The organism is Flavobacterium sp. P1_E4 (genome assembly GCF_056405915.1).
Window position 1 is genome coordinate 186,727 of the sequence record NZ_JBFUBE010000006.1, and the last position, 13,124, is coordinate 199,850.

General features: G+C 32.2%; 16 protein-coding genes. 10 read left to right on the top strand and 6 right to left on the bottom strand.

Features of this window, described 5'->3' with window-relative positions:
• Positions 1 to 36: 36 nt before the first annotated feature.
• The 8 genes from AC1DY0_RS08660 (at position 37) to AC1DY0_RS08695 (ending at position 6,768) form a co-directional block, all read left to right on the top strand.
• A complete protein-coding gene (locus AC1DY0_RS08660; RefSeq protein WP_477188207.1) occupies positions 37 to 891 on the top strand; it encodes a hypothetical protein in 855 nt (284 codons plus the stop codon).
• A 184-nt stretch (positions 892 to 1,075) separates the two neighbouring features.
• Positions 1,076 to 1,738 carry a TonB-dependent receptor plug domain-containing protein gene (locus AC1DY0_RS08665; RefSeq protein ID WP_477188208.1) on the top strand — a complete coding sequence of 221 codons (663 nt, stop codon included), beginning with the start codon at positions 1,076 to 1,078 and terminating at the stop codon, positions 1,736 to 1,738.
• Positions 1,739 to 1,802: 64 nt separating this feature from the next.
• A complete protein-coding gene (locus AC1DY0_RS08670; RefSeq protein WP_477188209.1) occupies positions 1,803 to 2,072 on the top strand; it encodes a hypothetical protein in 270 nt (89 codons plus the stop codon).
• A 416-nt stretch (positions 2,073 to 2,488) separates the two neighbouring features.
• A complete protein-coding gene (locus tag AC1DY0_RS08675) occupies positions 2,489 to 3,547 on the top strand; it encodes a 3-oxoacyl-ACP synthase III family protein (protein ID WP_477188210.1) in 1,059 nt (352 codons plus the stop codon).
• Between the two features lie 197 nt (positions 3,548 to 3,744).
• The gene (locus tag AC1DY0_RS08680; protein ID WP_477188211.1) at positions 3,745 to 4,272 is read left to right on the top strand and encodes a methyltransferase domain-containing protein; all 528 of its coding nucleotides are present in this window, start codon (positions 3,745 to 3,747) and stop codon (positions 4,270 to 4,272) included.
• Between the two features lie 70 nt (positions 4,273 to 4,342).
• The gene (locus AC1DY0_RS08685) at positions 4,343 to 5,191 is read left to right on the top strand and encodes a glycosyltransferase family 2 protein (protein ID WP_477188212.1); all 849 of its coding nucleotides are present in this window, start codon (positions 4,343 to 4,345) and stop codon (positions 5,189 to 5,191) included.
• A gap of 69 nt (positions 5,192 to 5,260) precedes the next feature.
• Positions 5,261 to 6,010: an MlaE family ABC transporter permease gene (locus tag AC1DY0_RS08690; RefSeq protein ID WP_477188213.1), complete on the top strand. Its 750-nt coding sequence runs from the start codon at positions 5,261 to 5,263 to the stop codon at positions 6,008 to 6,010.
• Complete coding sequence (locus AC1DY0_RS08695; RefSeq protein ID WP_477188214.1) at positions 6,007 to 6,768, top strand: ABC transporter ATP-binding protein; 762 nt, start codon at positions 6,007 to 6,009, stop codon at positions 6,766 to 6,768. The genes AC1DY0_RS08690 and AC1DY0_RS08695 overlap by 4 nt, the downstream gene beginning before the upstream one ends.
• Before the next feature lies 1 nt (position 6,769).
• Here AC1DY0_RS08695 and AC1DY0_RS08700 read toward each other — a convergent pair whose 3' ends face one another.
• The 4 genes from AC1DY0_RS08700 to AC1DY0_RS08715 all read right to left on the bottom strand — a co-directional run bounded on the left by AC1DY0_RS08700 (position 6,770) and on the right by AC1DY0_RS08715 (position 10,210).
• A complete protein-coding gene (locus AC1DY0_RS08700) occupies positions 6,770 to 7,693 on the bottom strand; it encodes an EamA family transporter (protein ID WP_477188215.1) in 924 nt (307 codons plus the stop codon).
• A 119-nt stretch (positions 7,694 to 7,812) separates the two neighbouring features.
• Entirely contained in the window at positions 7,813 to 8,868 is a 1,056-nt protein-coding gene (locus AC1DY0_RS08705) for a mannose-1-phosphate guanylyltransferase (RefSeq protein ID WP_477188216.1), read from the bottom strand.
• A 40-nt stretch (positions 8,869 to 8,908) separates the two neighbouring features.
• A complete protein-coding gene (locus AC1DY0_RS08710) occupies positions 8,909 to 9,508 on the bottom strand; it encodes a SprT-like domain-containing protein (RefSeq protein WP_477188217.1) in 600 nt (199 codons plus the stop codon).
• A gap of 24 nt (positions 9,509 to 9,532) precedes the next feature.
• Positions 9,533 to 10,210 carry an SDR family NAD(P)-dependent oxidoreductase gene (locus AC1DY0_RS08715; RefSeq protein ID WP_477188218.1) on the bottom strand — a complete coding sequence of 226 codons (678 nt, stop codon included), beginning with the start codon at positions 10,208 to 10,210 and terminating at the stop codon, positions 9,533 to 9,535.
• 182 nt (positions 10,211 to 10,392) lie between these two features.
• Between AC1DY0_RS08715 and AC1DY0_RS08720 the strand changes: the two genes are divergently transcribed.
• A complete protein-coding gene (locus AC1DY0_RS08720) occupies positions 10,393 to 10,785 on the top strand; it encodes a ribosomal maturation YjgA family protein (protein WP_477188219.1) in 393 nt (130 codons plus the stop codon).
• Between the two features lie 55 nt (positions 10,786 to 10,840).
• Positions 10,841 to 11,413 carry a GNAT family acetyltransferase gene (locus AC1DY0_RS08725; protein ID WP_477188220.1) on the top strand — a complete coding sequence of 191 codons (573 nt, stop codon included), beginning with the start codon at positions 10,841 to 10,843 and terminating at the stop codon, positions 11,411 to 11,413.
• On the opposite strand, the gene AC1DY0_RS08730 is transcribed toward AC1DY0_RS08725, so the two are convergent.
• Positions 11,406 to 12,056: a hypothetical protein gene (locus AC1DY0_RS08730; RefSeq protein WP_477188221.1), complete on the bottom strand. Its 651-nt coding sequence runs from the start codon at positions 12,054 to 12,056 to the stop codon at positions 11,406 to 11,408. The two genes, AC1DY0_RS08725 and AC1DY0_RS08730, sit on opposite strands and share 8 nt — an antisense overlap.
• Positions 12,057 to 13,094, bottom strand: coding sequence for a D-alanine--D-alanine ligase (locus tag AC1DY0_RS08735; protein ID WP_477188222.1), 1,038 nt, complete (start codon positions 13,092 to 13,094; stop codon positions 12,057 to 12,059).
• Between the last annotated feature and the right edge of the window lie 30 nt (positions 13,095 to 13,124).

The following is a 13,124-nucleotide window of genomic DNA, read 5'->3' on the forward strand; positions in this document are numbered from 1 at the left end:
CCAAAAAAAAACGTAAAAAAATACAACTAAAATTTAATGTATTTAAACCAATCTTTTGATGAAATAATTTCAGTAGCACTTTTAATAGTTCTATTTTTTCTTATTTCTAATTTAATCTCTTTCTTGTTTTTAAAAGGAAAAAATGAAACAAGGATTGGTGTCAAAACAATTATACCAAACCTAATATTTTATTCAATTCTTTTTGTTTTATATCAATTAGAAATAGTTAAAAATGTAAATATTGCCGTTTTCGGTCCAAATGAAAGTTATGAAAAAAAAATGCTTCTAATTGGTTTTAGTCTTACATATATTTTTGCAACATTCTTTCAACTTTTTTTGTATAATTTAGTATCAAAAGCCAAGTTACCAAAGTCATATTCAAAATTAATTTGTTTCCTAAATCTCATTTCATTAAGCATATTATTAATAACTTTTTATCCTAAATCTTATATGGGTAAAAATATAAAAAATTATGAACTAGTATTATACTTGCCAAACAAGTTTGAATTAAAATTATTTGATAAAAGCTTAGTGAAAATTGATACAGCTTGTACTTCCAAAAATATTTATACTGATGATAGTAAAGATTTCTATTATGATTTTAGAATACCAATAATTCAAACTGGAACTGATCGAATGTTATATTCATTTAGATTACTTGACAAATCATTGCAAATTGGAACTTCGGGAGAAGATGACAACTGCAAATCAATATCAATTAATTCAATAAAAAATGAAATTCTTGTAATATTTATTCAAAAAAATTCGAATCCAAACATTGGTTGGGAAAAGGAAATAATTACTGACACAATAATATTCAAAAAAATAATAACAGAAAAAAGAAAAGCAGGATATTACAATGACACAGATTGCGATTGTATGCAACATTAAAAAAAACAGCCACTAACAGCTACAACGGATCTGGACAATTGGCTTAATGGAAAAATGGTTTTGTATTTGGAATGATTTACTTCGTCAGTTCGTTATCAGAAATTGATAAACTTTTAATACATTAATGATTATTCAAAAAAATTAAATAACTTAACTCCCTAATCCCTAATCAAATAATCTCATTATGAAAATTTCAAAAATATTACTTACTATTTGTTTGTCATTTGTGTTTTTTGGGTATGGTCAAAATAAAATAACCGGGAAGGTTGTCGATTTTAACAATAAACCTGTTGCAAAAGCTAAAATATATCTAGATTCCATATACTCCAAAGTAACAACAGACAAGAATGGAGATTTTGAAGTTTCAATTCCTGCAAAGGTGAGCACAATTAATGTTTACTCTCATGAATACGGATTATTATCCTCTAAATACAACAATGAAACCAAGATGAGTTTTGTATTTTTAGAAGCTGATCAATCAAAAAAAATAGAAAAAGGAACTGATGTTTCAATTGCATATTCAAAGTCAGAGGACAAATATGTTGCCAAATCTCAAAGTAAAAGTACCCAAAGTGACAAGAGTAATTACAACACTATCTATGACATGATAAGAGGCAGAGTAGCAGGAGTGATCGTTTCAAGAGATCACAAAATAACCATTCAAGGGGTTAGTTCAATAAACTATGCATCTGAGCCATTATTTGTTGTTGACGGGATGATAGTCTCAAATATCGATTATCTTATTCCTAATAATGTAAAATCAATTAGGGTTTTAAAAGGCGCTGAGGCATCTTACTACGGATCACAAGGATCTAGTGGTGTAATAGTAATAACTACAATAAAATAATTTTTTATTCCGTTTAAATTTAAAAAAATAAGATAACCCGATAGTAGATTTAAAAATATCAAACTTGAAACTTTCTAAAATCTTAGAACGAGAATACGAGGTTGCCTTCTCAAAGAATGCCCAGCCAATGTGGTTGAGAGTTCTTAAGTATATCGTGTTAGGAAGTTTTATTTATTTCTTTTGGAACAGTTCTTTGTTTTGGATTATTTTGATAGTTGTATTTATTTTAGCCTTGTTATTGCACTTTTGGTATAGGTTTAAAACAGAGCGATGGACAAAAAGTTACGGTGGATGGGATTATGACAAAAACAAACCCGACAACACTGATTTGTAATTCAAACCACAATAGCAAGTTATTAGAATAGCAGACCATTTATTAAGCTTTTCAAGCTTAATTGTAAATCCGCCTATCGGGTGTACTGCCCATTTATTTTCATAAAATATCCCCCAAAAAGCCCTCATAATTCTAAACAAAAATCAGCCTTTTATAGCTGATTTTTTTTATTTGAAATCAAATGACATTTATCCTTTTAAAATAAAGAATTGATTTTTTAACAAAAAACGTCCGCTTTGTTATTTATAGTGATTCCAAGAATAAAATGCACCTTTTAATAATTTTCAATAAAAAATATTCAATAATTTTGCCATATATTTAATATTCTGTAATTATATGCGTGCATAGTAAATAATTTGCCCTTTATACATTTATTATAATTAATTTAGCCAAAATTTATTCTGGAAAATATCAAAATGAAAATAAAAATAACTGGTATAGGAAGCTATATTCCTGAGAAAAAGATTAGCAACACTGATTTTAGTGAACATGTTTTTTTAAACGAAGATGGTTCTCCTTTTGCTTATCCAAACGAAGTCGTAATTAATAAATTCAAAGGCATTACTGGTATTGAAAAAAGAAGGTATGCCGAAGATCACTATACCGCCTCAGACTTAGCGTTTTTTGCTTCACAAAGAGCAATAGAGAATGCTGGAATAGATCCTGAGACACTTGACTATATCATTTTTGCACACAACTTTGGTGATGTGAAATTTGGTACATCCCAATCGGATATCATCCCAAGTTTGGCCACAAGAGTCAAACATCAATTACAAATAAAGAACCCAAAATGTGTCGCTTACGATATTCTTTTTGGATGTCCAGGTTGGATTGAAGGTGTGTTACAGGCCAACGCATTCATAAAATCAGGTATGGCAAAAAAATGTCTTGTCATCGGTGGAGAAACATTGTCTCGTGTGGTAGATGCCCACGATAGAGATTCCATGATCTATTCAGATGGAGCTGGTGCCTCAGTTATTGAAGCCTCAGACGACGAAACTGGAATGTTATCTTATGAAAGCGCTACTTATGCTGCAGAAGAAGCTAATTTTCTTTTCTTTGGAAAATCATACAACCCAGATTTAGATCCCGACACAAAATACATCAAAATGTATGGTCGTAAAATTTATGAATTTGCTTTAAGCCAAGTTCCTGCAGCCATGAAAAGCTGTTTGGATCAAAGTGGTTTAGGAATTAATGATGTTAAAAAAATCCTTATTCACCAAGCCAACGAAAAAATGGACGAAGCCATCATTCACCGTTTTTACAAATTATACGGGCAAACTCCTCCAAAAGACATTATGCCAATGAGTATACACGAACTTGGAAACAGCAGTGTTGCAACCGTTCCTACGCTTTTTGATCTTTTGATTAGAGGACAAATCGAAGACCAAGAAATCCATAAAGGAGATGTACTCATTTTTGCTTCTGTGGGAGCAGGAATGAATATCAACGCCTTTGTCTATCGATATTAAACTAAGCTGTACGCTTATTTATTCGAAGCCCACTTCACTCTTTTGTGCAGTGGGCTTTTTTTTGGGAAACAAAACCAAATTGAAATCTCAATATCAATAGATATTATTGGACAAATTTGAAATTACAAACCGTATAAGAAACAGAATCTTTATATTTGCAAACTCTAAAGCAAAAGCGATAGTTAAAAATTAAAAACATGTACGAAAAAACGTTTCCCAATAAAAGATTCAAACATACTTTAGAATTTTTAAAAAAACATATCAATACATCTCAAACCATACTAGACTTGGGTGTTGACAATCCTTTTTCTAAAATTATGAAAGCCGAAGGTTACTCAGTAAAAAATACAACTGGTGAAGATTTGGACATGAATCAAAGTGTTTTTTCGGAAGACAAACAAGATGTGGTAACCGCTTTTGAAATTTTTGAGCATTTACTTAATCCGTACACTATTTTAAGCGAAATAAAATCAGATAAATTACTAATATCAATTCCTTTACGCCTTTGGTTTTCATCGGCCTATCGCAGCAAAACAGATATGTGGGATAGACATTACCACGAATTTGAAGACTGGCAATTGGACTGGTTATTAGAAAAAACAGGCTGGAAAATCATCGACAGAGAAAAATTTACCCATCCTGTTAAAAAAATTGGATTTCGCCCATTGTTGCGATTTTTCACTCCAAGATATTATATTGTTTACGCAGAGAAAATAAAGAATTAAGATTGCAGATTAACGATTTATATAAAATCCAAAATCAAGAATCGTTAATCATCATTCAAAAATATTTCAAATGAACTATTACATCGTAATACCTGCCTACAACGAAGAAGCTTTTATGGCTTTGACTTTGCAATCATTAGTATCACAAACTGTTTTGCCAAAAAAAGTAGTGGTTGTCAACGATAATTCTACTGATAAAACAGCCGAAATTGTTTTGACTTTCGCCAAAGACAATCCGTTTATTACTTTGGTAAACAAAACTTCCGAAACAATACATTTACCTGGAAGCAAGGTTATTCAAGCTTTTCAGAAAGGATTTGAAACTTTGGACGAAGATTACGATTTAATTGTAAAAATTGATGCCGATTTAATTTTTCCTTCTAATTATTTTGAAACCGTAATTAAACATTTTCAATCCGACTCAACAATCGGAATGGCAGGCGGATTTTGTTATATCGAAAAAAATGGCGATTGGATTTTAGAAAATCTTACCGATAAAGATCATATTCGAGGCGCATTAAAAGCGTATCGAAAAGAAACCTTCCAACAAATTGGAGGCTTAAAACCCGCAATGGGCTGGGACACTGTTGATGAATTGCTTTGCAAATACTACAATTGGAAAGTAGTCACAGATTCAACTTTACATGTAAAACACCTCAAACCAACGGGTGCTAATTATAATAAAACAGCACGTTACAAGCAAGGGGAAGCTTTTTATACTCTTGGATACGGTTTCTGGATTACAGCAATTGCATCGGTAAAATTGGCAATGATGAAGAAAAAACCACTGCTGTTTTTCGATTATATCCAAGGTTTTTGGAAAGCCAAAAAAGTAAAAACTCCTTTATTGGTTACCAAAGAACAAGCTCGTTTCATCCGAAATTATCGTTTGCAGAAAATGAAACAAAAACTTTTCTAAGGAAAAACTCATAACGCATAACTTATAACTCACAACAAGTTTGTAATTTAGCCTATATTCTATATAATTATGATGCTCATTCGCTATTTATCCCAAATCGGGAAATATTTTTTAATGTGGAAAGAAATCTTCAACAAACCAACGAAATGGTCAGTTATGAAAGGTTTAATTTTCAAAGAAGTCGATGATTTAGTTATTGATTCATTGGGAATTGTAGCTTTCATTTCTTTCTTCGTCGGTGGAGTTGTTTCTATGCAAACGGCTTTGAATCTAACTAATTCTTTTATCCCAAAATACCTTATCGGATATGCCACACGTCAGTCTGTAATTTTAGAATTTGCCCCAACTTTCATGTCTATCATTATGGCGGGAAAAATGGGTTCTTTTATAACATCCAGTATAGGATCTATGCGTGTTACTGAACAAATCGATGCGCTAGAAGTTATGGGAGTGAACTCTCTTAATTATTTGGTTTTCCCTAAAATTATAGCCTTGCTTTTATATCCTTTCCTAATAGGTATTGGAATGTTTTTAGGTATAGCAGGTGGTTATATAGCAACCGTTTATGGTGGTTTTGGCGCCAGTATTGATTTTATCGAAGGGATTCAGAGAGATTTTATTCCTTTCCACATAGTATACGCATTTACCAAAACTTTTATTTTTGGTATGTTATTAGCCACTATTCCATCTTTTCATGGTTATTATATGAAAGGTGGTGCACTTGAGGTTGGAAAAGCCAGTACTGTATCTTTTGTATGGACTTCGGTTACCATCATCTTGCTAAATTATATTATTACCCAATTACTCTTAACAAAATGATAGAAATAAAAAACATAGAAAAATCATTTGCCGGTGTCAAAATTCTAAAAGGGGTTTCAAGTGTTTTTGAAGCGGGAAAAACCAATTTGATCATCGGACAAAGTGGATCTGGAAAAACAGTTTTATTAAAATCATTATTAGGAATCCATACACCAGAAGTAGGAACCATTTCTTTTGATGGCCGTATTTACTCCGATTTAAACGCTGATGAAAAAAGAGAAATCAGGACTGAAATAGGTATGCTTTTTCAAGGAAGTGCTTTATTTGACAGTATGACTGTTGCCGAAAACGTGGGCTTTCCTCTGAAAATGTTCACTAAAGATAGTAATTCTAAAATTCAAGAACGTGTTGATTTCGTTTTAAAAAGAGTAAATTTAATTGGCGCCCACAAAAAATTGCCTTCTGAAATTTCTGGAGGAATGCAAAAAAGGGTTGCTATTGCTCGTGCTATCGTGAATAATCCGAAGTATTTATTTTGTGACGAACCCAATTCAGGATTAGACCCAAATACAGCAATTTTGATTGATAACCTTATCAAAGAAATCACAGAAGAATACAATATCACTACTGTTGTAAACACTCATGATATGAACTCTGTGATGGAAATTGGCGATAATATTTTGTTTCTTAAAAACGGCGTAAAAGCTTGGCAGGGAAACAAAGAAGAAATTTTCCTTACCGAAAATGAAGCAATAGTTGAATTTGTTTATTCATCCAACTTATTCAAAAAAGTAAGAGAAGCATATCTAAAAGGATAAATTAGGCTTTATTTTTTTCAAATAAAGTCTTTCGATAGCCAACCCAGTTGATTAAAACCACACCAATTAGGATCACTGTCAAGGCAAGTATTTGTTTTGAACTTATAGTTTCTTTAGCAAATAACCAACCTAAAAAAACGGCTATAACAGGATTTACATATACGTAGGTCCCAACTTGTATCAATGAACGCTTCGTTATTAGCCATACATAGGCGACAAAAGCTAGTATTCCAAAAACGATAAGATACCCCAAACTCAACCAAGAAGTTAATGATATATTCGCAAAAGCAAAATCTTCGGTTTCTTTTGTAAAATAAGACACTATCAAACAAAACAATCCTGCACTTATCATCTGCAAAGCGACATTCATCAATGTAGGCAAATCAGTTGGATAGTATCTGGAAAACAAAGAGCCCAAGGCCCAAGATATTCCTCCGGCTATAATAACTATTACTCCCAAAACAAAATGATCTGAAAAGACAGATTCATTAACATCAAAAAGGATTATTACCCCCGCAAAACCAATAACCAATCCTAAAAGTGAGCTGATATTTGAAAAGTTTTCTTTCCATTTTGGATAATCTAAAATCAAGAACCAAAAAGGTAAACTACAAACTACTATTGAAGCAATTCCAGAAGGAACAAATTGCTCTGCCCACATCACAGATCCTGTTCCGCCAACAAGCAAAAGAGTTCCGTAAATTGAATTTTTGACTATTGCTTCCTTACTTGGCTTTTTTAAATTTCCTTGTGCTTTTATCAAAATCAATAAAAGTAAACCCGCTATTACAAATCGCATTCCCATCAACATAAATGGAGGAATCGTTTCAAGTCCTAAAAAAATAAAGAAATAAGTACTTCCCCAAATAATAAAGATAGCCGCGAAAGCGAGATAAATTAGAAATTGATTATTGTTTTTAGGCATAATGAATTTAAGTTTTTTATAAAATAAAAAAATGATCCCTTTCCGAAAATTGAGGTTGCTCAAAATTCTTAAGAAGTCACTTTTTTAAATTAATAGTAATAAAAATATTAACTAGGATTTCATTTCAACTGAGAAACAATACCTTTTATTTCTTGTTCTTTACTTTTAGGGTAAATCAATAAGACTGAATCTTTGTCCACTATAATATAATCATCCAAACCATCGACAATTACTTGTTTTCCTAAAGCGGTTCTAATAATATTATTCGATGCATTTTGCAACAATACAGTTGCATTTACCACTGCATTATTATTGTCGTCCTTTGGTAATTTTTCATGTAATGAACCCCAAGTTCCAAGATCATTCCAATCAAAAGTTGCAGGAAGCACATACACATTTTTGGCATTTTCCATTATGGCATAATCAATGGAAATATTTTCACCTTTTGGATAATTGTCTTGGATAAAAGCACTTTCTTTATCTGAATTATAAGATTCATATCCTTCCATGAATAGCGCAAACATCTCTGGTTGAAATTCTTCAAAAGCTTTTAAAATAGACCGTACACTCCAAATGAAAATTCCAGCATTCCACAAATAATTTCTGCTTTGAATAAATTTTTGGGCCGTTTTGGAATCAGGTTTTTCTCGGAACTGAACTACTTTTTTTATCGAACGACTGTCTAATTTGTCAAATTCAATATAGCCATAACCCGTATTGGGAGCTGTCGGCAAAATTCCTAGAGTCATTAAAGATTCTTCTCTTTCGCATAAATCAAAAGAGCGTTGCAAATTGGCCACAAACTGCATTTCATCTTCAATCCAATGGTCACTTGGAGCAACAACCATCACCGCATTTGGATTCAATTTTTTAATTTTTAATGAGGCATACAAAATACAAGGAGCTGTATTTCTCATAGCTGGTTCCAAAACAATTTGCTCTTGTTTAACCATTGGCAATTGTTCCAAAATCAAATCATTGTAACTTTCGTGTGTCAGAATCAAAATATTCTCTTTCGGAATGATTTGTGATAATCGACTAAATGTTTTCTGAATTAACGTTTCTCCAGAGCCTAACATATCATGAAACTGCTTCGGGAATTCTCTCGTACTCACAGGCCAAAATCGCGAACCGATTCCGCCTGCCATTAATATTGCGTAATAATTTTTATTCATTTTATTTTTTTGCGTTCGCTATTTTATAGCTAATCATTTTTTAACCTGGCAATAACTCTACCTCGGCATTTGGGTTAAATAAATATAATCGTCCAGAACTTATTTCTAAACATTCATATCGTTTGGTTCGGATTGCTATTTTCTTAAAAATCTTTCCATTTGAAATTCTAAAAACGCTACCATAAGGAATGTCAAAGATATAATTTTTATCATTTGGTTTATCATACTGCTTCAAGGCCAATGCCAATGTGGTATCGGTATCACTACTTGCTGTTGGATTCCTAAAATGTCTTGCCAACAGTGGCAATAAATGATTCGGAAAAATCTCTGGTCGAATAAACGGCACCATCATCCTTTGAAAAGAATGTTTCCATTCATGCCCATGAGGTTTAATATGCCTTCCAAATTTTTCAAAAGCCACCAAATGAGAAATTTCATGAATCAAAGTAATCAAAAACCTGTATTTATTGAGACTCGCATTCACCGTAATTTCATGTTTCCCGTTCACCCCTTTTCTATAATCTCCATGACGGGTTTGTCTCTCATTCACAATTTTGAGATGCACTTGATGCGTAACAATCAGTTCAAAAACTGGCTTTACGGCATGTTCCGGCAAATATTTTAAAAGTGTTTCGGGCAAAGTGAGTTATGAGTTATAAAACTATTATGGGTTTGTAGAAGAAACAGGCAATACTTTGCCGTTAAAATATTTATTTCCTGTAAGAGTGAAATCATAAATATAATTGGCCATCTCACTAGCCGAAAGTGGCGCTTGATAGCCAGGAAATGCTTCTTGTAACATTTCGGTTTGAACAGAACCCAAAGCCAAAACATTAAAAGAAATTCCTTGTTCTTTATACTCTTCAGCTAATAATTCAGATAAAGTAATTACGGCTCCTTTGCTGGAACTATAAGCTGCCAATCCTGCAAACTTCAAGCTTCCCTGTACGCCTCCCATCGAACTAATGGTTACCACATGGCTCCCTTTTTGCAAATAAGGCAAACAGATTCGGGTTAAATTGGCCACGCCAAAAACATTGACTTTATATATATTTTCGAAATCATGTTGTGTTGTTTCCGAAAAAGGTCTTAGCAACAAACTCCCGGCATTATGGACAACTGCATCAATTCTTTCCCAAGTCGCAGAAAGAAAATCGGTTAATTGTACCAACTCTTCTTCGCTGGACAAATCAACCGAAAGACAAGTGATATTTTTATGGGAAAGTAAGGCTTCATTTGTTTTTCTTGACAAAGCAAGCACCTGATGTCCTGCATTGGCAAACTGCAAAGCCAACTCCAAACCTATTCCTCTACTGGTTCCTGTAATGATAATATTCTTCATGGAGCAAAAATAATCAAAACAGTTAAAAAACTGTACTTTTAAATTTTAAAAAATACATTTTTATCCTGTAATGAACACATAAAAAATCTAAATCAATAAATAAAACAAGAACAGAAAAACTGCAGATTAGTTTAAAAAGGCTTAATATTACAAACTGTCTTTTATTTTCGTAAATCACCATTATGATAACATTTAACAAAAACTATTTTGGATTCACAATTCTTATATTTTTTATTGAGGTTTTAATTGCACTTTATATCAATGACCGTTTTGTAAGACCCTATCTTGGCGATGTTTTGGTTGTTATTCTAATCTATTGCTTTTTAAAATCCTTTCTCAAATTACCTACTTTAACTGTTGCGATTGCTGTATTGGCTTTTTCTTTCACAATAGAATTTCTGCAATTTTTGAATATCGTCGAAAAACTAGGTTTAGAAAAATCAAAAATTGCCAGAACTGTTATCGGAACTTCATTCTCTTGGATTGATTTACTAACTTATATTATAGGAATTACAATAGTGTTAATTATCGAAAAGTATTGGTATAAAAAACAAATGATTGAAAACTCAAAATAAAGTGATGAATTTAATTTTACTTATTTTTGCAAAAAAATAAAAATCAGAAAACATAATGATGATTGAAAACATCCTATTTGAAGTAGCAAAAAACACAGACATAGAAGGTGTATTGGAATTACAGAGCCTTTATCTAGTATCCAATATGACCGAAGAAGAAAAAGCTTCTGGATTTGTAACTACTCCTTTTTCTGTTGACCAATTACAGGAAGTCATTCGTCAAGAGGGTTTGTTTATTGCCAAAGACAATCAAAAAATAATAGCTTATATTTTTGCGGCAAGCTGGGAATATTTCAGTCAATGGGCTATTTTTAATCACATGACTCCTATGCTTCCAGGTCTTTCTTTCAAGGACTTTAAAATGACTGACTCCAATACTTTTCAGTACGGACCTATTTGCATTGATAAAAAATACAGAGGAAAAGGTCTGATTAATCCTTTTTTCGACTTTATGCGTGTACATCTTTTGAAAAAATTTCCGGTAAGTATTACTTTCATAAACAAAACCAATTTACCTTCACAAAAAGCACATATTGAAAAGTTAAAATGGACTGTTATTGGAGATTTTCAATTCAATAACAATAATTATTTCATTTTGGCTTATGATATGAGTCAACCCTCTATCTAATTTTTTTCTTCAGATACTTTTTATATACTTTGTGCGCTTGAAAAAAGGCCAAAACCACAAAAAACAACGGAATTACAATTGGCACGATAATATTTGAATAATCCAATATTTTTTGGGAAAGAGAATCCAATAAAACTATTACAGCTAACATTCCAAAAAAGGTTCCGACTAACGTTCCAAAAATATAATGAAATTTTAATTTACGGTGCAATGATATGTGATTGGCATTCATTAAATACAAGTTCCAAGCCATCCAAAAAGGTATTTGAAGAAAATTCAAACCACACAACACCAACCCAATCAAAAAGGGAGAATACTGAATATAATCCTTCAAATAGTCATGCTCCTGATTCGTTTGATTCGAATAGGCAAAAAATAAATAGGCAATCAGCAAAAGAAAAAAGATAGCAAAGAAATCGATGCTTTTCATCAATTTTTTGTTTTCGCCCAATTGTTTTGAAAAAATAACAGTGTAATAAATAACAACTGCCTCGATAAAAATAACGCCCAATAAATAAGAAACAAGAGAATTCATTCCTAGTTTTGCCAAAATCTCAACACCAATAATATTCAAATAACCCAAAGGCAGCGAACCCACAAAGCTCACGATAAATCCAACAATAATATTTTTTAAGGCTTTCATTTACTGAAAATTGATAATTTTCTGATTCTGTTTTTGGTGCAGACGGTATTCTTTCATTCCTACATTGTGTGCCAAATATGGGAATCCCAATTTACGATTGGCCACGCTTATCTCATACATATAGGTAATGTGTCGAGCAAGCTCTTTCCAAGCGAATAATAAAGAATGCTTGGGATCATAAATATGTGTTGGTTCACTGGCGGCACCATTCAGTTCTACAACAGAAAATTTTTTTCCTTGTTCCAATGCTTCAAAAGTATCATACATAATATCTAATCTTCCAAAATGGAAACCGGGAATTTGCACACACATTTCGTTGAAAGTATCGATCAATTTTGGCGTTATCCAATGACTTCCATCTACAAATTTGGCACCACGAGCGTGATTCCCGTATGGAACAAGATTTACTTTTTCGCCCATAGGCAAAACCTTCTGCAATTTACTTCCATATTCTTGCTTAAGTGATTTTAATTGCAATTCATATCGGGGATTTTCTTTTATCAATTCTTCGATAGTAGCCACTCCATTTCCTGTAATGATTAAAAATTCCTTGGCAACAATACCTGTAATTCTGCCAACCTTTTCGTGTGGATAGCGTACATAGAAAACACCTATTTCATTTTCATACGGAATCAAATCCTGTACAATAAAGTCGAAATTAGCTCTTTCTGTATACTGTTTTAAATCGTCTGAAGTTTCTATTTTTTTGACAGCAGAACCTCTCAAACCAATATCGGGTTTGGCAATAAAGGGATATTTAATTCCTGTATCTTCCAACACCTTACTTATCTCATCAATAGAAGTTCTTGCTTTTATCAATTCCGTTTTGGGGTAATATTTTTGCGGAATCAAATTATAAATTTGCTTTTTACTTTCCATTATAAAACCGCCATTTTTGATGGTAGGATTGGAAGCATTGAAGAAAAAAATAGATTTTGCCTTAATCGAATAATACGCCCATAGAAAATAAATCGGGGTATAAACGATTTGAAAAGGCCAATATTCCCAATGGGTCAATTTGTGAAAGAATAGTTTCAATTTTGTAATTGTTTTATGAGCTTTATCAAC